Here is a 22,027-nt window from a genome sequence, read left to right on the forward strand (position 1 = left end):
CGCAACCGCTTGATCGTGGCGGACCATCGTCCACGTCACGACGAGTATCTGGTTGTCAGCTCGCGCTTGAGGACCTTGCCGCTCGGGCCCAGGGGCAGGTCCGGGGAGACGTGCACCACGCGTGGGTACTTGTACGCCGCCACGTGCTCCTTCATGTACGCGACCAGGGCGTCCGGGTCGACGTCCGCCCCGTAGGACGGCACGACGGCGGCGTGCACCTCCTGCCCGCGCACCTCGTCGGGCACGCCGAACACCGCCGCCATGGCGACACCCGGGTAGCGGGCCAGCACCGCCTCGACCTCCGTCGGATACACGTTGTAGCCGTTGCGGATGATCATGTCCTTCTTGCGGTCCACGATCGTGACGATGCCGTCGGCGTCCACGGTCCCGAGGTCGCCCGTGCGGAACCAGCCGTCCACGACGGCCGCCGCCGAGGCGTCCGGCCGGCCCAGGTACCCCTTCATCAGGTTGTGCCCGCGGACCACTATCTCGCCCAGCTCGCTGGTCTCCCCTGAACCGGCCGACGGCGCAGGCAACAGCTCCACCCGGTCCTCCACCTCGGCGACCGCCACCGCGACGTCGACGCCCCACATCGAGCGGCCAACGGTCCCGGGCCGGATCGGCTCGGAGGTCACGTTGAAGGTGCACGACGGCGACGTCTCCGTCAGCCCGTACCCCTCGTGCACCTGCGCGCCGTACGCCTCCTCGAACGCCTCCAGCAGCGCCACCGGCAGGGCCGCTCCGCCGGACACCGCGTACCGCAGCGGGGGCCGCGCCGCCGAGCGCCGGGCCGCCTCGACCATCCCGGCGAAGTTGGTCGGCACCGCCGTGAACACCGTGGCGCCGTGGGCCACGAGCAGCTCGAGGGCCTCGTCGGGGTCGAACTTGGGCAGCAGGATGATGGACGCCGCCCGCCGGAAGGCCATGTTCAGCACCGCCATCTGGCCGAACGAGTGGAAGAACGGCAGGCCGCCGTAGACGACGTCGTCGGGCCGCAGGTCGAACGAGTCGATCAGCGAGCAGTGCACCTGCTCGACCATCGCCAGGTGCGACCCCACCGCGCCCTTCGGGGTGCCCGTGGTGCCGCTCGTGTACAGGATCGTGGCGGCGGCCAGCGGGTTCGTGCCCACGTGCCGCTCGATCGGGGTCGCGGCGGCCGCCTCGTCCTCGAAGCGCGCCACCTCCAGCTGCCGGGCGGTGCCCTCGGGCATCAGCACCGTGACCAGCGGCACGCCCGCCTTCGCGGCGGCGGGCGCGGCCTCCGCCAGCATCGGGGCGGCGACCACGACGACGTCGGCCCCCGCGTCCCTCAGGACGAACTCGATCTCGTCGCTGCGGAACAGCAGGTGCACGGGGATCACGACGGCGCCGAGCGCGAGCGTCGCGTAGTAGACGCGCGCGAAGTCGGGGACGTTCGGCACGATCATCGCCACGCGCGAGCCCGGCCCGATCCCGCGGGCCGCGAGCGCCCCCGCGTACGCGCGGGTCTGGTCCCAGAGGTCGCCGTAGGTGGTGGGCCGGCCCATGAAGTACAGCGCGGTGCGTTCGGGGAACCGGCCGGCGGTCTCGGCGAGGATGCTCGCGATCGAGAGGGTGCCGTAGCCAGGACCGTCGACGGCGCGGTCGACGGCGCGGTCGGCCGCGCGGCGAGCGACGGGTTCGGGCAGGACGCCTGGGGTGTGCGTCATGTCGGATCTCCTTCCGGGGAGGGGTGGGGTGCGGGCTGGGTCAGGAACGGTGCGCGACGGCGGAGCTCGGCCCGGCCGAGGGACGCGAGGTGCACCTCGTCGGGGCCGTCGGCCAGGCGCAGGGTGCGGACGCCCGCGAACAGCTCGGCCAGGGGGTGGTCGCCGGAGACCCCCGCGGCGCCGAAGACCTGGACGGCGCGGTCCAGGATCTGCCCGACGGCGCGGGGTACCGCGATCTTGATGGCCTGGATCTCGGTCATGGCGGCCTTGTTGCCCACCGTGTCCATGAGCCAGGCGGTCTTGAGCACGAGCAGGCGCAGGGACTCGATCTCGATGCGCGAGAGGGCGAGCCATTCGCGCACGACGCCCCGGTCGGCGAGCGGCCCGCCGAACGCGACCCGCTCGCCGGCCCGCTCGCGCACGAGGTCCATCGCGCGTTCGGCGATGCCGAGCGCGCGCATGCAGTGGTGGATGCGGCCCGGGCCGAGGCGGGCCTGCGCCATCGCGAACCCCTCGCCCTCGCCGCCCAGCAGGTTGGCGGCGGGCACGCGGACGTCGTCGAAGACGATCTCGGCGTGGCCGCCGTGGTCGCGGTCGTCGTAGCCCAGCACGGTCAGGCCGCGCACGACGGTGACGCCGGGGGTGTCGCGGGGCACGAGCACCATGGACTGCTGCCGGTGCCGGGGCGCGGCCGCGCCTGTCTCGCCGGTGTCCGTCTTCCCCATGACGATCAGCAGGCCGCAGTCGGGGTTCATGGCGCCGGTGGCGAACCACTTGCGGCCGGTGATGACGTAGTCGTCGCCGTCGCGCACGATGCTCGTCGCGATGTTCGTGGCGTCCGACGACGCGACGGCGGGCTCGGTCATGCAGAACGCGGACCGCTGGGTGCCGTCCAGCAGCGGGTCGAGCCAGCGTTCGCGCTGCTCGGGCGTGGCGAAGTGCGCGAGCAGCTCCATGTTGCCGGTGTCGGGGGCGGCGCAGTTCATGGCGACGGGCGCGAGCTTGGGGCTGTACCCGGTGAGCTCGGCGACGGGCGCGTACTGCAGGTTGGTCAGGCCGCCGCCGCGTGCGCCGACGGGCCCGCCCGGGGGCAGGAACAGGTTCCACAGCCCGCGCTCGCGCGCGGTGGCCTGCAGGTGGCGCACGACCGGCCGGAAGGACCAGTCGCCGGGGGTGGCGGCGAGCTGGCCGGCGAGCACGGGCTCGGCGGGCAGCACCTCGTCCGCGACGAAGACCCTGACCCGCCGGGTGATCTCGCGCGTGGTGGCGTCGGGGGCGAAGTCCATCAGGCTCCTCCTGCTGTCGTGGTGGTGGTCCCGGGCGGGGTGTCGGCGAGCCGGTCCAGCCCCTCGGCTGCCAGCGGCTGAACCAGCTCCCCGATCCGGTCGAACCCGTCGCCGACGGTCTGCCCGCCGGTGAACCGGTAGTGGATGCCCTCGAGGATGACCGCGAGCTTGTAGCAGGCGAACGCGCGGTACCAGGAGAGGTCGGGCACGGCGATCCGGGCGCGGGCGGCGTAGGTGTCGATGACCTCGTCGAAGTCGGGGTAGCCGGCGCCGGGCACGATCGCCCCCGGCACGACGTCGATCCCGGCGGAGGTGGTCAGCTCCCGGATGCGCCAGTACATGCCGAGCATGCCGAGGTCCACGAGCGGGTCGCCGAGGGTCGCCATCTCCCAGTCGAGCACCGCCGCGATCCGCGGAGCATCGGGCGGGCCGGCCACCAGCGCGTTGTCGAGCCGGTAGTCGCCGTGCACGATGGCGGTGCGCCCGGCGTCGTCGGGCACCGCCGCCTCCAGCCGCTCCTGGAGCGTGTCCAGGAGCGGCTGGGGCCGCGACCGGGAGGCGTCGTACTGGCGCCGCCAGGTCTTCATCTGGCGCCCGAGGTACCCGGCGGGCCGGCCGAAGTCGGCGAGCCCCACGGCCGCCGGATCGGTGGCGTGGAGGTCCGCGAGGACCTCGGCCAGCTCGACGCCGAGCCGGCCGAGCCCCTCGCGGGTCCAGGCCGCGTTGTGCTCCGGGCGGGCCAGCACCGTGCCCGCCACGTGCTCCATGACGAAGAACACCGTGCCCGTGACCTCGGCCCGCTCCGTGTCGTCCACCACCGCGACGGTGCGCGGCACCGGGATGGTCCCCGCCAGGGCGGTGATGACCCGGTGCTCGCGCCGCATGTCGTGCGCGCTGGACAGCACGTGCCCCAGCGGCGGGCGCCGCACCACGAGCGGCAGCGCGGCGCCGTCCACCCGATAGGTGAGGTTGCTGCGCCCGCCGGTGATGAGGCTCGCGGTCAGGCCCGGGCCGGCGGGATCCGCCAGCTCCGGGTGCTCCCGGGCCAGCCAGGCGGCCAGGCCCGCGACGTCCAGGCCGGGTAGTTCGTGCGTCATGGTTCCCCTCTCGTGCGCCCGAGGTCGTCGTGCGCGATGTCTCCGGTGCCCCCTGCCCGGGGCGGGGTCATTCAGTGGCCGGGACGCCCTCGTTCTCGAGCGGCGCCTGCTCCGGTTCGACGGCGGTGGCGCCCGCCTCGGACACCTCGTAGGCGCTGTCGGTGAAGTCCTGCGCGCCGTCGGCCACGACGGCGATCCGGACGGTGCGGTGCCCGAAGTGGTCGTCCGCGGAGTAGGTCAGCGGCGCGATGCCGTTGCCCTTCAGGTCACCGGACTCCACCGCCGCCACAATCGACTCCCTCGTCGGGTTCTCGCCCGCCGCGGCGAGCGCCTCGGCGAACTGGTAACCCACACTCATGCCGTAGGTGGTGTTGCCCGTGTAGGGCGCGCCGTCGTTGTACTCCTCGTTGATCTGGGAGAACAGCTCGTACCACTCCGACGACGGGCTGTTGGGCAGGTAGTTCACCGAGACCAGACCCTCCAGCGCCGGCGTGCCCTCCTCGCCCAGGTACTCCGCGAGCGTCGGGTAGTCGGCGCCCGAGGAGGACACGTGCCACTTCGGGAACCACTCCATCTGCGCGGCCGTGCCGACGGCCAGCGCCGTGAAGCCGTTGATGGTGCCGAGCACGTTGTGCGTGCAGCCGGCCTCCTTCATGGCGCCGAGCTGCGCGGTGACGTCCTGGTCGGCCGTGGAGTAGGTCTGGTTGGTCGCGACCTCGCCCGCGCCGACCACGAGCTCGACGCCCTGGAGGATGCCCGCGCCGAAGTCGTCGTCCTGCCCCAGCACGCAGACGACGGCGTCCGGGTCGGTGTCGAGCGCATGCTGCGCGAGGGCCGCGCCCTCGGTCACGTAGTCGGCGTTGAAGCCGAACGTGTTCGGGTACTCCTCCGGCTCGTTCCAGGTGAGGGAGCCCGACGCGACGAACAGGTCGGGCACGCCGTTCTGGTCCAGGTAGTCGAGCACGCTGGAGTGCGTGGGCGTGCCGAGCCCGTTGACGATCGCGAAGACCTCGTCCTCCTGGACCAGCTCGCGCACCACCGTCTGGGTGTTGGCGGGGTTGTAGCCGTCGTCCTTGACGATGTACTCGATCTCGCGGCCGTGGATGCCGCCGTTCGCGTTGACGTACTCGAAGTACGCGGCGGTGGCCGCCGAGATCGACGCGAAGCCTGCCGCAGCCGGTCCCGTGAGCGGCTGGTGCGTGCCGATGACCACCTTGTCGTCGGCGACGCCGGGGACCTCGGCGGCCGCGGGGGTGGAGCAGGCCGACAGGGCAGTGGCGGCGGCCAGGCCCATCGTGGCCGCGATGGCGGTGGACCGTGCAGTGGATCGTGTGGTGCGCATTCCGATCACCTCTCTGTGTTCTGGAAGAGCTGCGTGTTCTGGGAAAGTCGGGCGTTCTTGGAAAGCTTTCTGGTCCGGAGAAGTCGCGAGAGCCCGCCCGGCCAGAGCACGGTGACGACGACCACCACCACGCCGAACAGGACGATCTCGAGGTTCCCCTGCAGTCGGTGCCCGAGGTCGGCGGGCAGCGGTGCGGTGGCCTGGTCGACCACCCAGGGCAGCAGCGTCACGAGCACCGCCCCGATGGCGGCGCCCCCGAGCGAGCCGAGCCCGCCGACCACGGCGGCGACCACGAGCAGCAGCGAGAACCCGAGTCCGTAGGCTCCGGGGCTGACCTGCTGCGTCACTATCGCGAGCACCACGCCGCCCAGGCCCGCGGCGAGCGAGCTGATCACGAACGCCCCGGCCTTGACGCGGCCGGGGTCGACGCCGGCGAGCCGGGCCGCCGTCTCGTCGTCGTGCACCGCGCGCATGCGCAGGCCGGCGCGTCCCGCGCGCAGGGCGACCAGGGGCGTGACGACGCAGGCGGTCACAAGGATCGCGAGCCAGGCGTGCCACTGCTCGACCGCGATGAGGGCGGCGAGCGCGTCGGGCACGGGCACGAACGGCGCGCTGATGCCCTGCGCCCCCGACAGTCCCGGGATCGTGCTCGCCGCCGAGGGCAGCGCGATCACCAGGGCGAGCGTCAGGCCCGCGAGGTAGGGACCGCGCAGCCGGGCCGCCGCGAGCCCGAGCAGCAGGCCGAGCGCACCCGAGGCGACGAGCGCCCCGGCCACCCCGGCGAGCAGGGGCAGCAGCCAGCCGACGACGCCGTCTGCCACCTCTCCCCCGGCCCCGGCCAGTGCGTCCGCCACCCAGGTCGCGGTCAGGGCGTACCCGTACCCGCCGGCGGCCATGAGCACCGCGTGCCCGAGGGAGAGCTGCCCGGTGAGGCCGACCAGCAGGGTGAGGCCCGCGACGGCGGCGAACACCCCGGCGGAGGTCGCGAGCTGGTAGTTGCGGTAGGGGTCGAGCAGGAAGGTGGCGCCCAGGGCCAGCAGGGTGAGCAGGCCGGCGCGCAGCAGGAGCCTCATACCGTGAGTCCTCATGCTGCTCGTGCCTCCCTCGCCGCGAAGAGTCCGTGCGGTCGCACGAGCAGCACGACCGTGAGCAGGGCGAGCACGGCCAGCGGCGCCGTCGCGGCCGACGCGTACCCGGTCACGAGGCTCGCGAGCACGCCGACGACCAGGCCCGCGACCAGCGCCCCGACCGGCGAGTCCAGCCCGCCGATGACGGCGGCGGCGAAGGCGTTGACGAACAGCACGTCGGCGGCGTGCGGGTCCAGGCCGAGCCCGGTGGGCACCAGCAGGAGGGCCGCGAGCGCCGCGGTCGCGATGGAGAGCATCCAGCCGAGGGTCACCATGCGGGGCACGCGGACGCCGAGCAGCCGGGAGGTCTCGGGGGCGAAGGCGGCGGCGCGCAGCTGGAGGCCGATGGAGGTGCGGTTGAACAGGATCGCGAACCCGCCCATCACGACGGCGGCCACGACCAGCACGAACAGGTCGTAGGGGCTCAGCACGCTGACCCCGCCGACGTCGAAGGGCCGCTGCGAGAAGGGCGCGTGCACGGGCCGGTGGTCGGGCCCGAAGGCGATGGCGAGCCCGGCCTGGAGCACCATGACCAGGCCGATGGCCACGATGATGCCGGGCAGCGGGTTGTCCTGGGGGACCAGGCGCAGGAGCCATCGTTCGACGACGGCGCCGAGCAGCGCGCCGGTCACGAGGGCGCAGGCCAGCCCGAGCCAGTAGGAGCCGCTCGCCGTCGTCACGGCGAACGCCACGTACACGGGCACGATCGCCATCGCGGCCTGGGCGAAGTTCACCGCCCGCGCGGCCCGGTAGACGATCACGAGCGACAGCGCGAAGAGCGCGAGGACGGCGCCGCGCGCCAGCCCGGTCGACATCAGGAACACGAGTCTTTCCACGGCGGGATCCATCTCGGTCATGTCGCCACCTGAGTAGCCATGTCAGAAGCCATGTCAGAAGCCCAGGTAGGCGTGGCGGAGGGCGGGGTCGGCGGCCAGCTCGGCGGCCGGGCGGTCGGCGACGACCTCCCCGAGGGACAGGACGACGCCGCGGTCGGCGACCGACAGCGCGCCCGTGACGTTCTGCTCGGCCAGGAGCACGGTGAGGCCGGTGGCCTCCGCCTGGTCGCGGAGCACGCCGAGCAGCTGGGCCACGACGAGCGGCGCCAGACCGAGCGACGGCTCGTCGAGCAGGAGCACGTCCGGCTGGCCGACCAGGGCCCGCGCGAGCGCGAGCATCTGCCGCTCGCCGCCGGACAGGGTGTGGCCTGCCGCGTCGCGGCGTCGGGCCAGCGGCTCGAACAGCTCGTACATCTGCCCGACGGCGGCGTCGCGCGCCGGACCCTTGTGCTTCCAGAGCGCGCCGAGCCGCAGGTTCTCCGCGACGGTCAGCTCGACCACCACGCTGCGGCCCTCAGGGACCAGGGCCAGGCCGCGCCGCACCCGGTCCTCGGTGCTCAGGCGCGTCAGGTCCGCGCCGTCGAGCAGCACGCGCCCGCTGCGCGCGGGCACCAGTCCCAGCAGGGCCCGCAGCAGCGTCGTCTTGCCGGCTCCGTTGGCCCCGAGCAGGGCGACGACGCCGCCGTCGGGCACCTCCAGCTCCAGGCCGTCCAGCACGGGGGCGCCGTCGCCGTAGCCGACGGTGAGCTTCTCGATCGTCAGGGTGCTCACGCGCTCTGCTCCCGCCCGCTGGTCGAGCTTGTCGAGACCTCCGACACCGGCACCCCGAGGTACGCCTCCTCGACCGCGGGGTCCCGCCGCACCTCGTCCGGCGTCCCGCACGCGATGATGTGCCCGAAGTCGAGCACCACCACACGGTCGGCCACGTCCATCACGAAGTCGACGTGGTGCTCCACGAGCAGCACGGCGCACCCGCCGTCCGACACGGTGCGCACGGTCTGCGCGAGCTGGTCGATGTCGCCGGCCCCGAGCCCGCCCGCGGGCTCGTCCAGCAGCAGGAGCCGCGGCCGGGTGACCAGCGCGCGGGCCAGGGCCACGCGCTTGCGCTCGGGGTAGGGCAGCGTCCCGGCGGGGACGCCGGCCAGAGCGCCCAGGCCGAGGGCGCCGAGCACCTCCTGGACGGCGTCCGCGCTCGCGTCGCCGTCCCGCCGGACGCTCGTGAGCGGCACGAGCACGTTCTCCAGCACGGTGAGGTGGTCGAACAGCCCCAGGCCTTGCAGGGTCCGGGAGACCCCGGCCCCGAGCAGCCCGGTCGCCGACGACGGCGCGGGCGCGCCACCCACGCGGATCCTGCCCCGCCGGGTGCGCACCAGGCCGCACACCGCGTTGAACACGGTGGTCTTGCCGGCCCCGTTGGGACCGATCAGGGCGACGGTCTCGCCGTCGGCGACGGTGAAGGACACGTCGTCCAGCGCGGTGAGGCCGCCGAACGTCACGGTGAGCCCCGAGACGTCCAGCCGGGGCGGGCTGTCTACTGCACTGTCGGGCGCTGTGCTGCTCGACGTCGTTGTCATCGACACCTCCATGTGTCGTCGTGGAATAAACCGACCGGCCGGTATGACACGGTCCTGGGACACCCAGGCCGGCCCGCCAGCGCCTACCCGTCGCTCAGCCGCCCGTCATCGGTGCGGGATCCCGCTCGTCATACCGCCGTCCACCACGATCTCCTGCCCGGAGATCCACGCCGACGCGTCGCTCGCGAGGAACAGGATCGTCCCGGCGAGGTCGTCGGGCACGCCCGGCCGGCCGAGCGGGATCACCAGGGCGTCGGGGTCGATCTTCACGCTCATCTCGGTGAGGATCAGGCCGGGATGCACCGAGTTCACGCGGATCCCGTCCTTGCCGAGCTCGACGGCGAGCGACTTGGTCAGCCCGCGCACCGCGAACTTGGAGGCGGTGTACCCGTGCAGGCTCCAGCTCCCGCGCAGACCCTCGACCGAGGAGATGTTGATGATCGAGCCGCTCCCGGCCGCCTTCATCGTGGGCACCACCGCACGGCAGCCCAGGAACACGCCGGTCGCGTTGACCGCCATCACGGCGTTCCACTTGGCGAGCGTGAAGTGCTCGATCGGCGCGGCGTTCGCGATGCCCGCGTTGTTGACCAGCACGTCCACGCCCCCGAGGTCGTCGACCACCTGGCCGACCACCCGGTCCCACGCCTCCTCGTCGGTCACGTCCAGGTGCACGAACCGCGCCCGCTCCCCCAGTGCGTCGGCCAGGGCCTGCCCCTCGGCGTCGAGGACGTCGGTGACCACGACGCTCGCCCCGGCGTCGTGCAGGATGCGCACGTACGCCTCGCCGATACCGCGAGCGCCGCCCGTCACGAGCGCCACCCGCCCGGTCAGGTCGTGCATCGCGGCGACGCTCGGCCCGGTCATGCGGTCACCTCCCCGGTCACCGCGTCGTCCGCCACCCGGACCACGAGCCGGCCCGTCGTCGCGCCGCCGGCCAGCCGCGCCACGGCGGCGGGCGCCTGGTCGAACCCGACGACGCCGCTCAGCACCGGGCGCACCACACCAGAGGCGGCGAGCTTGTCCAGCTCGGCATGGGCGGCGTCCACCAGGTCGGGACGGCGTTGCTGGTACAGCGCCCAGTGCAGACCGAGCACGCCGTAGTTCTTCACGAGCGCGAGGTCGGCCCGGACCTTCGGCGTCTGCCCGCTCGCGAACCCGACCACGACGATCCGGCCCTCGAACGCGACGCAGCGGGTCGAGCGCTCGAACGAGTCGCCGCCGACCGGGTCGAACACCACGTCGACGCCGGGCTTGCGCAGCTCGGCGACCCAGTCGTCGTCGCGCAGGAACACCTGGTCGGCGCCCGCGTCGCGGGCCGCCGCGACCTTTGCCGCGCTGCCCACCACGCCGACCACGCGCGCGCCGGCCGCCCTGCCGAGCTGGCACGCGGCGGTGCCGACTCCACCCGCGGCGGCATGAACCAGCAGCGTCTGGCCGGCCTGCAGCCCACCCCGCTGGTGCAGCCCGAACCACGCCGTCTGGTACGCGATCGTCAGCGCGGCGGCCTGCGCGTCGTCCAGGGCCGACGGCGCCGGGTGCACCGCCGAGGCCGGCACCGTCGCGTACTGCGCGAGCACCCCGATCTTCGAGCCGACGACGCGGTCGCCGACCCGCACCCGCTCGCCCTCGACCACACCGTCGCCGAGCGCCACGACGTCGCCGCACAGCTCGATCCCCGGCACGAACGGCAGCTCGGGCCGCTCCTGGTACTCGCCGCGCGCCAGCAGGACGTCGGGGAAGTTCACCGCGACGGCCCGCACACGCACCAGCACCTCACCGGGCCCCGGCTCGGGGACCGGGACGTCGTGCAGCTCCATGACCTGCTCGGGCTCCCCGTGGGAGACCACCCGCCACGCCTTCATCGCCGTGGGTACGCTCACGTGTCAGTCCTTCCCTGATCCCTGTGCCGTCGTTGCTCTGATGCCCCGCAGGAACAGCTCGGTGAGCTGCTCCGCCACCTGGCCCGCCGTCAGCGGCCCCGCGGGCGAGTACCACTGGGAGAGGTAGTGCACGTCGGAGAAGAAGTGCGCGATGAGCATGGCCGTGGGCACGTCGTCGCGGAACACCCCTTCCTGGATGCCGCGCAGGAGCAGCGCCTCGAACTCCTCGTGGTACTCGCGACGGCGCCGCTTGACCTCCGCCTGGCGGTCCGGCATGAGCATGTGCTGGCTGCGCGTGAAGACGGTGCCCTCGGGCAGGAACTCGATGGACGTCGAGATCACGTCCACGCAGACGGCCCGCAGCACGTCCTCGACGCCGTCGCCCCGCTCGGTGCCCGCCGCGACGATCTCGTCGAGGCGGGCCTTCTGCAGCGACAGCAGCCGGTCGTAGATCGCGAACAGCAGGTCGTCCTTGGAGGCGAAGTAGTGGTACATCGCCCCCTTGGTGACGCCGGCCGCCGCGACGATCTCCTGGACGCTGGTGGTCGCGTAGCCCCGCGTGGAGAAGAGGTCGAGAGCCGCTCGCAGGACCTGGTCCTGGACGTTCATGGTGCGCATGGGCTCATCCTTCACCGTCGCCACCACATTCACCGGCCGGCTCACAGGGCGGTCCGCACGCTCGCGCCGCCGTCGACCAGGAGCGTCTGGCCGGTGACCCACGCGGCGTCGTCGGACAGGAGGAAGGCCGCAGGGCCGGCGACGTCGTCCGGGACCCCGAGCCGGCGCAGCGGGTAGGCGGCCGCCGCCTCCTCCTCGCGGCCCTCGTACAGGGCGCGGGCGAGCCGGGTCTTGACCACGGCGGGCGCGAGCGCGTTGACGCGGGTGGTCGGGGCGAGCTCGTCGGCGAGCTGGACCGTGAGGTTGATGAGGGCCGCCTTGGAGACGCCGTAGAAGGCGATGTTCGGGCCGGACGCCGTTCCGGCCACCGACGCCATGTTGACTATCGAGCGGAGCGGGCTCGCTGAGCCGTCTGCGGCCGCCGCCCCTGCGGCCGCGGCGACCGCCTCCCGGGTCCACTCCAGGGCCGCGATCACGTTCACCTCGAGGATCTTGCGGGCGACATCCGTGTCGAGCTCGGTGAGCGGCCCGTAGGCGGGGTTGATCCCGGCGTTGTTCACGAGATGGTCGAGGCGCCCGAAGTGCTCGATCGTCCGGCCGACGGCGTCCGCGCGGTGCCCGGCGTCGTCCGCCTTGCCCGCGATGCCCAGGGCGCGGTCCGGGCCGAGCTCGGCGACCGCCTCCTGGAGGGTCTCGGCGCGGCGTCCGGTGATCACCACCCGGCCGCCCTCGGCCACGATGCGGTGGGCGATCGCGAGGCCTATCCCGCGGCTCGCGCCCGTGACCAGGGCGACCCTGCCCTCGAACCTCTGTCCTGGGCCGTTCCCGGCCCCACCGGCGACGACGTTGTCAGCCACACATTCCTCCGTACCGTCTGGTCGGTTTGCGAACTGCACCGTAGCACGCCCTCGCTCCAGCGGGATAGAGTGCGTAACTTCCACAGATGTCCCGTATGCATCGTTCTGCATATTGTTGCACCGGGGCCCTGGTAGCGGTTGGATAGCCGCCATGACAACGACGTCGATCGCGACCGTCGGACTGGAAGCCGCGCCGAGCCCCCTCTCCGCTCGGCTGGCCACGCGCCCCGAGGCGCAGCGGGTGCTGGACCTCGCGCGCGACACCTTCATCGAGGGCTACCGCATCGACATGGGTCCGCTGGCCGCGCAGCTCGGCGTCGACCGCACGTCGGTGTTCCGCTGGGTGGGCAACCGGGACGCGCTGCTCAGCGAGGTGCTGTGGTCGCTCGCCGTACCGACGCTGGTGCAGGCCGAGCGCGCGAACGAGCACCTGACCGGCGCCGAACGCCTCGCGGGGACGCTGACCACCTTCGCGCACGACCTCATCGTCGCCGACTACTTCCGCGCGTTCCTGCGCAGGGAGCCCGCCCGCTCCCTGCGGCTGCTCACCACCGCCGACAGCCCCATCCAGCAGCGGTTCGTCGCGACCGTCGAGTGGCTGGTGGTGCGCGACCTCGGTGAGAAGCCCTTCGGCGGCACCATCACTCCCGGGGAGCTCGCCTACCTGCTGGTGCGGGTCTCGGAGTCGCTCACGTACGCGGACCTCATCACGGGCGACGACCCGAGCCCGGAGCGCGCAAGGACGGCGTTCCGCCACCTGCTCCGGGTGAACTGACCGGGCCGGACGGCTGGTGGGGGCCGCTGCCTGGTGAGATCGGTCCGTTGCACGGGCCGCCCGCCGAGATCGGTCAGTTGCCCTGAGATCGGTCGGTTGATTGACCGATCTCAGAGCAACGGACCGAAGTCAGCGAGTTCGGTCAGTTGCTCGGCCGTGCCTACCGGCCGACGCCGTTGCCCGCCAGGCGCTTCACGTAGCGGCGCACCGGAACCGGCACCGGGCCCGCCTCGGTCTCCGCCTGGTAGTCGAGCGGTCCGGCGTCCGACCAGCCCTGGCGTTCGTAGAACCGGCGCGCCCGCGCGTTGCCTTCCACGACGGCGAGCCACGCCTCTGCCTGCCCCGCCGTGGCGACCCGGTCCTCGCCGTCGGACAGGAGGTGCGTGGCGAGGCCGGAGCCGCGGTGCGTCGCGGAGACGAACACCTGCTCGACCTCGTCGTCGTCGACGGCGACGAAGCCGACGACGCCGCCGTCGGCCACTGCCACCGTCGTGTGCGGCACCCGGCTCGCCGCACGGGGCCCGAACGACTCGCGCGTGCGGACCGCCTCGAGCTCCGGCGGCACGAGGCCGTGGTGCCCGTCGCCCCAGGCGGCGTGCCAGACGTCGGCGATGCCGGGAGCGTCGTCCGGCACCGCCTGCCGGAGCTCGACGTGCCGCACGCGCAGGGGCGCGACCAGGAACCGGTCCTCGTCCTCCAGCACCACCGGCTCGGTACGCCAGCCCGGGCCTGCGAATCCGACGAGCGCCGCTGCGTCCCGCCAGCGGCTGACGTAGGTCAGGGTGTCCGGTCCGACGACGATCTCGTCGCCCAGGAATCCGTCGAGCGTCGCGAACGCCGTGACGCCGGCCTCGATGAAGGCGCGGAACTCGTCGAGCATGCCCGGCCGCACCAGCGCGGTGGAGGATCTGATGATCATGCGCCGATCATGCTGTACCGGTCCGGGTCCGGACCAGCATCACCGGCTCGGCCGCGGTCGCTGGCAACCGGCTCGGCGATTCGGCAGAGTGGGGGCATGGACTTCACTCGCCCCTACCCGCCGGACCCCTACACGCTGCTGCCTGCTCCCGCGACCTTCTCGCTGACGAGCAGCAACCTGACCGACGGCGAGCGCATGCCGGACGCGCACGCCGCGCACGACCAGAACATCTCCCCCGCGCTCGAGTGGAGCGGCTTTCCCGAGGGCACCAAGTCGTTCGTGGTGACCTGCTACGACCCCGACGCGCCGACGCCGATGGGCTACCACCACTGGACCGTCGTCGACCTCCCGGCCTCCGTGACGTCCCTCGACACGGGAGCCGGCACCCCCGACGGCTCCGGCCTGCCCGCCGGGGCGTTCCACACGTACAGCGACGGCCACACCCCGGGCTTCGAGGGCGCGGGCCCGCCGCCCGGCGACCACCCGCACCGGTACATCTTCGCCGTGCACGCGCTGGACGTGGAGCCGGGCGAGCTGGGGCTGGGCCCGGACAACACCAACGCGCAGGTGGCGTTCAACGTGTACTTCCACCTGCTGGGGCGCGCCACGCTCACGGCGACGTACAGCCGGTGAGGGGCGACCGATGAACGAGAACGCCACCCTGCCCACGCTCGGCGACCTCGTCTGGGCGCCCGCGCTGGAACACCCCGAGCTGCTGGCCGAGCCGGTGCTCGCCGCCCTGACCGCCTGGGCCGACGCCGACCCCCGGGTCGCGAGCCTGGTCGCCGTCACCGAGATCGATCCAGAGCACGCCGAGACGGCGACGCTCAACGAGCTGCACGGCCTGCCGCCCGAGGCGTCGGCCAACTGCGTGCTCGTGGCCGGCAAGCGGGGCGAGGACGAGCGGGTCGCGGCCTGCGTCGTCGCAGCCAGCACGTTCGCCGACGTCAACAAGCGGGTGCGCAAGCTGCTCGACGTGCGCAAGGCGTCGTTCCTGCCGATGGACCGCGCGGTGGCCGACTCCGGCATGGAGTACGGCGGCATCACGCCCGTCGGGCTGCCCGCGGGCTACCGCGTGCTGGTCGACTCCCGGTTCACCGAGGAGGGCACGATGGCGCTCATGGGTTCCGGTGTCCGCCGGTCCAAGCTGCTCATGCCGGGGCCGCTGCTGTGCGCGATGCCGGGTGTCGAGGTGATCGAGGACCTCGGCATCGAGCGCTGACCCCCTTGGCCGGTGTCAGCCCGGCGTGATCTTGCCGTCCATCGCGGCCTCCATACGCTCGGCGAACTCCGCGGCCTTGAACTGTGCGCCGCCGCCGGGTGACAAGGCCGGCCGGACGTAGCGCCGGAACTCCTCGCTGAGCTCCACGTAGTGCTGCAGGCGCGGGCGCGGCGACGCCCCGACCATGGCCAGGCGCAGCGCGTCGTTGGCCTTGCGCTCCGGGTCGTTCGTGCCCTCGACACCCTTCCCGGTCGCGTAGTCCACGAGGGAGGCGGCGAGACCGTCCGTCTCCGGCTCGCGCGCCCAGGGCGCCTCGGGGTCGCGGTACGGCGCCTCCCGGCTCGCGGCGAAACCGCCGCGCTCGAAGATGAGCTGGTGGCTGCGTTCGTTCGTGAGGAACTCGACCAGGCGCCGGGCCGCCACCGGGTACCGGGAGGCCGCCGCGACCGCGAGGCTCTGCCCGCCGAGCACGCCGCCTCCCGGAACGGGCATGAAGCCCACCCGGAAGGGCACCGCGTCCTCGCCCCGCAGCAGGCGCAGGGCCCGTGGCCAGTGCCGCAGGAACACCGCCCGGCCCGCGGCGAAGGCCGCCAGCGAACCCTGTTCGTCGAACGCGAGCGACGCCGCCGTGCCGCTCGGGCCGTCGGTCGACACGCTCAGCCGCCGCGCCAGGTTCTCCACCGTGTCGCCGATCTTGTCGAGGTCTCCGAAGACCGGTCGCCCCGTGGCGTCCACCGAGACGGCGCCCGCCCCCAGCAGGATCTCCCACAGGTTGACCGTGAACCCCTCGTAGTCGGCGAGCTGCAGGGCGATCGCGGTGTCGACGGGCGGGCGGCTCAGCCCGTCACCGCCGTCCACCCTGGCGAGCACGTCGTGCGCGAACGTGTCCAGGCCCGCCCATCCCCCGTCCAAGGGGATCGGGTCGGTCGCGGGCACCTCCTGCTCGTAGTACTCGGCGATCAGGTCGAGGTTGCAGTACAGCAGGCCGACGTCGGAGTTGAACGGCAGCGCGTACGCCGCGCCCTCCCAGGTGCCGGCCGCCCACGGCTCGCCGAGGAACCCGTCGGCCGTCGCGTCGTCGAGCACCCGGAGGTAGCCGCTCTGCGCGAACTGCGGCACCCACGGGATGTCGAGGTTGTAGACGTCGTAGCCGGGCTCGCGCGCCTGCGCCGCCGACAGCATGGTGCTGTAGGCGCGGTCGGCGTTGCTCGACACCTCGACGATCTGCGCCGGGTGCTTCTCGTGCACGCGGTTCCAGAGCTCCACGAGCAGACGGCGCTGCCCGCCGTCGGTCTCGTCGCGGCCGCTCAGGATGGTGAGCTGGTCGCTCGGGGAGAACGTCTCCAGGTCGGCGGTGCCGCCGAACAGCTGCTCCAGGCCCAGCGGGAGCCCGGCCCCGGCCAGGAGCCCCGCCGCGCCGCCCACGATGAAGCCCCTGCGCGTGATCCCGGCGTGCGTCCCGTTACCCGTCCCGTTAGTCCCGTTGCCAGCCCCGTTACCCGTCACGTCACCGACCTCCCAGCTGCCCGAACAGGCCCGCCAGCGTGCCCTCCAGCTCGCCGAACGAGCTGTCCCAGCACTCGCCGTCCCACTCCGCTGCGATCCGCCGCAGGTCGCTCACCTGGCACGACGCCTCCCCCACCGCCACGACGTAGACGCGCACGCCCGCGGCGTCCTCCGCGCGGGCGGAACGTATCAGGTCCGACGCCGTCAGCTCCGCACCGGGTCCGGCACCCGGGTGGTTCTCCCCGTCGGTCAGGACGATCAGCGCGGTGAGGTGCCTGCGGGAGGCGCCGTCCGGGTCCAGCCGGACCAGCTCCGACGTCGTGGCGGCTATCGCGTCGTAGAGGGGGGTCGCGCCGTCGGGCCGCAGCTCGTCGCGCAGCAGGTCCGGCGCCTCGCGCTCGGCCTCCTCGCTCCCGGTCACGTCCAGGACGGCCCGCGGGCTCGACCCGGCGTTCCCGGAGAACGACCAGATACCCACCTCGTCGGAGCCGCCGAGATGGCTGAGCGCACCCAGCACGCCGCGTTCGGCGACGTCGATGCGCAGCCGGTCGCCGTCCGCCGGCCTGCCCATGGAACCCGACGAGTCCACGAGCACCAGGACCCGCGCCGGACGACGAGCCGCACGGTACTGCTCCTCCATCGACTCCACGCGGGTGTCCGCGACGATTCCGGCACCGGGCTCGACCACCGTGTCCGGCAGCCCGGGCAGCGGCCCATCGTCGCCCGTCGGCGGGCGGCCGTCCACGCCGCGCACGCCCGCCCGCCGGTCGAGCGCCTCCTGCCCCTCGCTCGTCCCGAGCCATTCGACGAAGGCCGCCGCCGCGTCGGCCCTGCGCCCGGACGGCGCGGCGTCGGCCCAGGTCAGCCGCACGGCCCGGTAGTCGAGGCCCACGGCGGACTCCGGGTAGAACGGGACCAGGGCGGCGTCCCCACCGGCGGCCGAGGCCGGGCACGCGGTGCCGCGGTGCACCATCGCGCGCTCGCTGGTCAGCACCGCCACGCGGGGCGGCTCGGCCGCGGACAGCTCGTCGAGCCGGCACAGGAGCGCGGCGTCGGTCCCGGGCGGCAGCCCCGCCCGCTCGAGGGCGTGCCCCAGGTCGAGCTCCAGCGCCTTGAGCGCCTCTGCCACCTGCGCCTCGCCCTCGGCGCCGCTCCCGGACGCGGCGTAGAGCCGCTCGGTGTGCAGCGCGGCGGCGAAGGACGCGTCCGGGTTGGCCCGGACGACGTCGAGCCCAGCCGCCCCGGCCGCCGCCATCAGCTCCTGGATCGTGTCGCCGGGTTTCGTCGTCGCGCTCAGGGCCTGCGCGTGCGGCTCCGGCACCGCGAGCACCAGCGGCGAGCCCGCCACGAGCGTCGGGTCGGAGACGGTGAAGCCGTTGCCCGTGCCGCGCGGGGCCACGATGTCCGCCTGCGCCATCGACTCCGCCAGCCACACGTCGGGCCGGGGACCGAGGTCCAGCGAGGCCGCGCCGTCCTGGCCCGCCGCGGCGCCCCCAGCCTGACCCGAGGGCGGCGCGGAGCGCGGGCCATCCCATGCCGAACGTGGTCACGTGGTACCGGGGACAGGAGAACGGCGTGACCGAGTCCCGCTCGAAGGCGTCCGCCACCGCCGCGAAGCCGGCGGCGCCCTCCTCCGGGACCATGACCGCCACCTCGGTCGGGTCCTCGCACGACCGGGCCGACTGCAGCGCCACCGCCGCGCCCGTCGAGCCGGCCAGCACGACCACCGTCACCGCGGCGACGAGGATCCGGTGGCCCTTCGCCCACGTCCACGCCGCCCGGAACCAGCGCGCGTACGTCCGCACCCGGACGAGCGCGGCCAGCCCCGCCAGGAAGAGCCCGACGGAGACGACCAGCAGGACGATCTGCGTGCCGCGGTCGACGACACCCATCGCGGCGGTGCAGATGCCGGCGACCGTCCCGAACACGGCGAACACCGTCGTCCGGTGGTCCCCCCCACCACGGCCGGGAACCCTCCCGGCGTTCGGTCCTCCTTGCAGGCTGCCCCGTCGCACCCATACGTCCTCCCGAACGTCAGGGTCCGATATCTACCACACTGACCTCGCCTTTTGCGGGGTCAGCGCAGTATCGGGGCTTACCGGGGTCAGTTCTCCGCGCGGCCCTTGCGCCAGTAGCCCATGAAGGCCACGGACTTGCGGTCCACCTGGCACTCGCTCACGAGGTAGCGGCGCAGCGTCTTGATGACGCCGGCCTCGCCCGCGAGCCACGCGTACAGCACGGTGTCCTGCGCCAGGGGGCGGCCCGCCTCGTCGACCGGCACCTCCCAGAGGATGCCGGTGTCGATGTCGACGTCCTCCACCTCGCCGGACAGGTCCACCCCGGCGGCGGTCAGCGCCGGCGTGGTGTCCGACGACGGGCGGACACCCATCGCGAGCAGCCGGTCGGCGGCGTCCTGCACCGCGGGGATCAGCACCTCGCCGTGCTCGCGTCCGTCACGCGCCAGCCAGTGCACGCGCACGCCCTCGGGGGCGCCGAGCGCCCAGCCGTCCTCGGGGTGCGGCACCTCGAGGAAGACCTCGCCGACGGCGTCGGCGGGCAGCGACTCGCAGATCGCGGCGATGGCGGGCACGGCGGTCTCGTCACCGGCCAGCAGCAGCGCGTGGCTGGACGACGGCGGGGCGAACTCGACGCCACCGTGGATGCCGTCGTACTCGGCGTTGGGGCCCATGATGACCAGCGGGTCGCCCGCGGCCGCGTTGAGCGCCCAGCGCGACGCCGGCCCGGTGTCACCGTGCATGACGACGTCGACGTCGACCTCACGCAGGTCCTGGCGCACCGTGCGGACCGTGTAGGTGCGCATCGGGTTGCGGTGCTCGTCCGGGAGCGAGCGCCAGGCGGCGTACCAGTCGGGGTCGTCGCGGCGCAGGCCGTCCCAGCCGCCACGGGGGGACGGGAGAAGGAGCTTGATGCGCTGGTCGCGGCCGTTGTCCGCGAACTTGTCCAGGTCCGGCCCGCGGAACGTGAAGCGGACGAAGGACGGGCACAGGCGCGTCACACGCGCTACCTCGACGTCGAACATTCGCGAGGGCTTGGCTTCGAGCCCCTCGGTCTGGGTGGTCACGACGGTGAGCCTAACCTAACTTTGTGCGCCCTGTGCCAGCCCTTCCGGGCAACGGACAGCACCTTGGGAAGGCATCCCGACGCCGTTTACCACGGATCGTTCACGAGCGTGAAACAGGATGACCAAGTCGCGGGAAGATCACCCCTGTCAGTTGGAAATTAACCCTGTACAAAGGGTGCATCTTGCCCCTCTGACCTCTTTACTTGGTACCGATCGGCCTGAACGACGATCTGGCCGCCGCGCTGTCGGCCGCCCATCGTCACGGCAGGCCGCACGCTTCCCTCGTACTCGCTGGAGAGCCTCACCATGATCGATCACTTCGCGCTGGGCTGGGTCACGCCCATCCTCTCGTTCCTGCTCTCGTGCGCCGGGTGCGCCGTGGGCCTGACCTGTACGGCGCGCGCGCGTGTCTCCCACGGACTCGCGAGCATCGGCTGGCTCGCCCTCGGCGCCGTCTCCATCGGAGGCACCGGCATCTGGGTGATGCACTTCGTCGCCATGCTCGGTTTCCACATCCGGGGCACCGAGACCCGCTTCGACGTCCCCCTGACGATCGCCAGCGGCCTGCTCGCCATCGCGGTGGTGGGGCTGGGCCTCTTCATCATCCGGACGGCGGGCGTCGGGCCGTTCACGCTCGTCGCCGGCGGCATCGTCACCGGGCTGGGCATCTCGGCGATGCACTACCTCGGCATGCGCGCCCTGCACGTGGGCGTCGAGGTCACCTACGACATCCCCACCGTCTTCATGTCGGTGCTCGTCGGTATCGTCGCGGCCACCGCGGGCCTCTGGCTCTCGGCGAAGGTGCACAACTTCGCCGCGGGCGTCGGCGCCACGATCATCATGGGTGTCGCCGTCTCCGGCATGCACTACACGGGCATGGCCGCCATGCGGGCGGAGGTGGTCACCGGCACCGTCATCGTGCCGGACGGCGGCGTCTCCGTCGCCGCGCTGCTCGGCCCGCTGATCATCGGGGTCACGATCAGCACCATCCTGCTGCTCCTGGTGGTCGGCCTGGCGCCGAGCGCCGCCGAGCTCGAGGCGCAGGAGAAGTTCAAGGGCTGGCAGGGGCGGCAGGAGGAGATCCAGCGCGCGGCGGCCGAGCCGCGGCGCAGGTCCCAGCTGCTCTGACAGCAAGTCCGTGAACCGTGATGTTCACAGGACGGAACACCCAGGGTTCGAAGAGATCACCCCATGAATTGGACATTTAGCCCGGATCTTTAGATGCATCCGGATGCATCTGTCCAATTGACTGTTGTCATAGGCCCTGCCTATGGCCAGGGTCGTGCCGATCGGACAGAAACAGTCCGCAGCGGATTCCGTATGTGCCCCACCGCACTGGAGAAAGCGACCATGATCGATCACTTCGCGCTGGGCTGGATCACGCCCATCCTCTCTTTCCTGCTCTCGTGCGCCGGGTGCGCCGTCGGCCTGACCTGCACAGCTCGCGCACGCACCTCCCACGGCCTGGCAAGCACTGTCTGGCTCGGTATCGGCGCCGTCTCCATCGGCGGCACCGGCATCTGGGTCATGCACTTCGTCGCCATGCTCGGGTTCCATGTGCGCGGCACCGAGACCCGTTACGACGTCCTCCTGACGATCGCCAGCGGGCTCATCGCCATCGTCGTCGTGGGCCTCGGCCTCTTCATCATCCGCGCGGCAGGCGTCGGCCCCCTCGCGCTGCTCGCGGGCGGCACGGTCACCGGCCTGGGTGTCGCCGTCATGCACTACCTCGGAATGCGCGCCGTGCACGTGGGCGTCGAGATCACCTACGCACCCGTCACCGTCATCCTGTCGGTGGCCATCGCCGTCGTCGCCGCGACCGCCGGACTCTGGCTCTCCGCGAAGGTACAGACCATCGGCGCCGGTATCGCGGCGACGCTCATCATGGGCATCGCCGTCTCCGGCATGCACTACACGGGCATGGCCGCCATGCAGGCAGAGGTGGTTCGCGGCACCATCGTCACGCCGGACGTCGGCGTGTCCGTCGCCGCACTCCTCGGCCCGCTGATCATCGGCGTCACCGTCAGCACGATCCTGCTGGTCCTGGTGGTCGGCCTGGCGCCCAGCGCCGAGGAGAGCGAGGCGCAGGAGAAGTTCCGGGACTGGCAGGCGCGGCAGGAGGAGATCCAGCGCGAGACGGCCGAGCCACGGCACAGGTCCCAGCTGCTCTGAGGACTGGTGCGGCGCCGGCGGGTCGCCGTCCCCCTGCGCACGAGGG

General features: G+C 72.8%; 20 protein-coding genes and 1 pseudogene. 5 read left to right on the plus strand and 16 right to left on the minus strand.

Going from position 1 to position 22,027, the window contains the following annotated elements:
- Positions 1-35: 35 nt before the first annotated feature.
- From ACNYC2_RS13985 to ACNYC2_RS14040, 12 genes and pseudogenes are all read right to left on the minus strand, one after another.
- Positions 36-1,688, minus strand: coding sequence for an AMP-binding protein (locus tag ACNYC2_RS13985; protein ID WP_419707603.1), 1,653 nt, complete (start codon positions 1,686-1,688; stop codon positions 36-38).
- Positions 1,685-2,974 carry an acyl-CoA dehydrogenase family protein gene (locus ACNYC2_RS13990; RefSeq protein WP_419707604.1) on the minus strand — a complete coding sequence of 430 codons (1,290 nt, stop codon included), beginning with the start codon at positions 2,972-2,974 and terminating at the stop codon, positions 1,685-1,687. Before ACNYC2_RS13990 ends, ACNYC2_RS13985 begins: the two co-directional genes overlap by 4 nt.
- Positions 2,974-4,071, minus strand: a complete 1,098-nt coding sequence (locus ACNYC2_RS13995) for a phosphotransferase family protein (protein WP_419707605.1) — start codon at positions 4,069-4,071, stop codon at positions 2,974-2,976. The genes ACNYC2_RS13990 and ACNYC2_RS13995 overlap by 1 nt, the downstream gene beginning before the upstream one ends.
- 67 nt (positions 4,072-4,138) lie before the next feature.
- Complete coding sequence (locus tag ACNYC2_RS14000) at positions 4,139-5,413, minus strand: ABC transporter substrate-binding protein (RefSeq protein WP_419707606.1); 1,275 nt, start codon at positions 5,411-5,413, stop codon at positions 4,139-4,141.
- 5 nt (positions 5,414-5,418) lie between these two features.
- On the minus strand, positions 5,419-6,486 hold the full coding sequence (locus ACNYC2_RS14005) for a branched-chain amino acid ABC transporter permease (RefSeq protein WP_419707607.1): 1,068 nt from the start codon (positions 6,484-6,486) through the stop codon (positions 5,419-5,421).
- A gap of 11 nt (positions 6,487-6,497) precedes the next feature.
- Complete coding sequence (locus ACNYC2_RS14010; protein ID WP_419707608.1) at positions 6,498-7,397, minus strand: branched-chain amino acid ABC transporter permease; 900 nt, start codon at positions 7,395-7,397, stop codon at positions 6,498-6,500.
- Between the two features lie 255 nt (positions 7,398-7,652).
- Positions 7,653-8,258, minus strand: a pseudogene (locus ACNYC2_RS14015) (ABC transporter ATP-binding protein); the annotation flags it as partial.
- Positions 8,144-8,950 carry an ABC transporter ATP-binding protein gene (locus ACNYC2_RS14020; RefSeq protein WP_419707609.1) on the minus strand — a complete coding sequence of 269 codons (807 nt, stop codon included), beginning with the start codon at positions 8,948-8,950 and terminating at the stop codon, positions 8,144-8,146. The pseudogene ACNYC2_RS14015 and the gene ACNYC2_RS14020, both read right to left, overlap by 115 nt.
- 105 nt (positions 8,951-9,055) lie before the next feature.
- The gene (locus tag ACNYC2_RS14025; RefSeq protein WP_419707610.1) at positions 9,056-9,814 is read right to left on the minus strand and encodes an SDR family NAD(P)-dependent oxidoreductase; all 759 of its coding nucleotides are present in this window, start codon (positions 9,812-9,814) and stop codon (positions 9,056-9,058) included.
- Entirely contained in the window at positions 9,811-10,830 is a 1,020-nt protein-coding gene (locus ACNYC2_RS14030) for an NADPH:quinone oxidoreductase family protein (protein ID WP_419707611.1), read from the minus strand. Before ACNYC2_RS14030 ends, ACNYC2_RS14025 begins: the two co-directional genes overlap by 4 nt.
- 3 nt (positions 10,831-10,833) lie before the next feature.
- On the minus strand, positions 10,834-11,448 hold the full coding sequence (locus ACNYC2_RS14035) for a TetR/AcrR family transcriptional regulator (RefSeq protein ID WP_419707612.1): 615 nt from the start codon (positions 11,446-11,448) through the stop codon (positions 10,834-10,836).
- Positions 11,449-11,489: 41 nt separating this feature from the next.
- A complete protein-coding gene (locus ACNYC2_RS14040; RefSeq protein WP_419707613.1) occupies positions 11,490-12,305 on the minus strand; it encodes an SDR family oxidoreductase in 816 nt (271 codons plus the stop codon).
- A gap of 151 nt (positions 12,306-12,456) precedes the next feature.
- Between ACNYC2_RS14040 and ACNYC2_RS14045 the strand changes: the two genes are divergently transcribed.
- On the plus strand, positions 12,457-13,080 hold the full coding sequence (locus tag ACNYC2_RS14045; RefSeq protein WP_419707614.1) for a QsdR family transcriptional regulator: 624 nt from the start codon (positions 12,457-12,459) through the stop codon (positions 13,078-13,080).
- Between the two features lie 160 nt (positions 13,081-13,240).
- Here the strand turns inward: ACNYC2_RS14045 and ACNYC2_RS14050 are convergent, their stop codons facing one another.
- Complete coding sequence (locus ACNYC2_RS14050; protein ID WP_419707615.1) at positions 13,241-13,999, minus strand: GNAT family N-acetyltransferase; 759 nt, start codon at positions 13,997-13,999, stop codon at positions 13,241-13,243.
- A 96-nt stretch (positions 14,000-14,095) separates the two neighbouring features.
- Between ACNYC2_RS14050 and ACNYC2_RS14055 the strand changes: the two genes are divergently transcribed.
- Complete coding sequence (locus tag ACNYC2_RS14055) at positions 14,096-14,632, plus strand: YbhB/YbcL family Raf kinase inhibitor-like protein (RefSeq protein ID WP_419707616.1); 537 nt, start codon at positions 14,096-14,098, stop codon at positions 14,630-14,632.
- A gap of 10 nt (positions 14,633-14,642) precedes the next feature.
- Complete coding sequence (locus ACNYC2_RS14060) at positions 14,643-15,221, plus strand: YbaK/EbsC family protein (RefSeq protein ID WP_419707617.1); 579 nt, start codon at positions 14,643-14,645, stop codon at positions 15,219-15,221.
- Positions 15,222-15,236: 15 nt separating this feature from the next.
- On the opposite strand, the gene ACNYC2_RS14065 is transcribed toward ACNYC2_RS14060, so the two are convergent.
- The 3 genes from ACNYC2_RS14065 to ACNYC2_RS14075 form a co-directional block, all read right to left on the minus strand.
- Positions 15,237-16,727, minus strand: coding sequence for an extracellular solute-binding protein (locus tag ACNYC2_RS14065; RefSeq protein WP_419707618.1), 1,491 nt, complete (start codon positions 16,725-16,727; stop codon positions 15,237-15,239).
- 1 nt (position 16,728) lies between these two features.
- Entirely contained in the window at positions 16,729-18,186 is a 1,458-nt protein-coding gene (locus ACNYC2_RS14070) for a VWA domain-containing protein (RefSeq protein ID WP_419707833.1), read from the minus strand.
- 645 nt (positions 18,187-18,831) lie between these two features.
- Positions 18,832-19,809: a siderophore-interacting protein gene (locus ACNYC2_RS14075; RefSeq protein ID WP_419707619.1), complete on the minus strand. Its 978-nt coding sequence runs from the start codon at positions 19,807-19,809 to the stop codon at positions 18,832-18,834.
- A 306-nt stretch (positions 19,810-20,115) separates the two neighbouring features.
- Here ACNYC2_RS14075 and ACNYC2_RS14080 point away from each other — a divergent pair, with 306 nt between their 5' ends.
- Positions 20,116-20,937: an MHYT domain-containing protein gene (locus ACNYC2_RS14080; RefSeq protein ID WP_419707620.1), complete on the plus strand. Its 822-nt coding sequence runs from the start codon at positions 20,116-20,118 to the stop codon at positions 20,935-20,937.
- Positions 20,938-21,159: 222 nt separating this feature from the next.
- Positions 21,160-21,981 carry an MHYT domain-containing protein gene (locus ACNYC2_RS14085; RefSeq protein ID WP_419707621.1) on the plus strand — a complete coding sequence of 274 codons (822 nt, stop codon included), beginning with the start codon at positions 21,160-21,162 and terminating at the stop codon, positions 21,979-21,981.
- The last annotated feature ends 46 nt before the right edge of the window (positions 21,982-22,027 follow it).

The organism is Promicromonospora sp. NFX87, from assembly GCF_048564965.1.
Taxonomy (GTDB): Bacteria; Actinomycetota; Actinomycetes; order Actinomycetales; family Cellulomonadaceae; genus Promicromonospora.

Coding starts and splice junctions, on each gene's coding strand:
- ACNYC2_RS13985 (WP_419707603.1), bottom strand. CDS start 1,688: ATGACGCACACCCCAGGCGTCCTGCCCGAACCCGTCGCTCGCCGCGCG.
- ACNYC2_RS13990 (WP_419707604.1), bottom strand. CDS start 2,974: ATGGACTTCGCCCCCGACGCCACCACGCGCGAGATCACCCGGCGGGTC.
- ACNYC2_RS13995 (WP_419707605.1), bottom strand. CDS start 4,071: ATGACGCACGAACTACCCGGCCTGGACGTCGCGGGCCTGGCCGCCTGG.
- ACNYC2_RS14000 (WP_419707606.1), bottom strand. CDS start 5,413: ATGCGCACCACACGATCCACTGCACGGTCCACCGCCATCGCGGCCACG.
- ACNYC2_RS14005 (WP_419707607.1), bottom strand. CDS start 6,486: ATGAGGCTCCTGCTGCGCGCCGGCCTGCTCACCCTGCTGGCCCTGGGC.
- ACNYC2_RS14010 (WP_419707608.1), bottom strand. CDS start 7,397: ATGACCGAGATGGATCCCGCCGTGGAAAGACTCGTGTTCCTGATGTCG.
- ACNYC2_RS14020 (WP_419707609.1), bottom strand. CDS start 8,950: ATGACAACGACGTCGAGCAGCACAGCGCCCGACAGTGCAGTAGACAGC.
- ACNYC2_RS14025 (WP_419707610.1), bottom strand. CDS start 9,814: ATGACCGGGCCGAGCGTCGCCGCGATGCACGACCTGACCGGGCGGGTG.
- ACNYC2_RS14035 (WP_419707612.1), bottom strand. CDS start 11,448: ATGCGCACCATGAACGTCCAGGACCAGGTCCTGCGAGCGGCTCTCGAC.
- ACNYC2_RS14045 (WP_419707614.1), top strand. CDS start 12,457: ATGACAACGACGTCGATCGCGACCGTCGGACTGGAAGCCGCGCCGAGC.
- ACNYC2_RS14050 (WP_419707615.1), bottom strand. CDS start 13,999: ATGATCATCAGATCCTCCACCGCGCTGGTGCGGCCGGGCATGCTCGAC.
- ACNYC2_RS14055 (WP_419707616.1), top strand. CDS start 14,096: ATGGACTTCACTCGCCCCTACCCGCCGGACCCCTACACGCTGCTGCCT.
- ACNYC2_RS14060 (WP_419707617.1), top strand. CDS start 14,643: ATGAACGAGAACGCCACCCTGCCCACGCTCGGCGACCTCGTCTGGGCG.
- ACNYC2_RS14080 (WP_419707620.1), top strand. CDS start 20,116: ATGATCGATCACTTCGCGCTGGGCTGGGTCACGCCCATCCTCTCGTTC.
- ACNYC2_RS14085 (WP_419707621.1), top strand. CDS start 21,160: ATGATCGATCACTTCGCGCTGGGCTGGATCACGCCCATCCTCTCTTTC.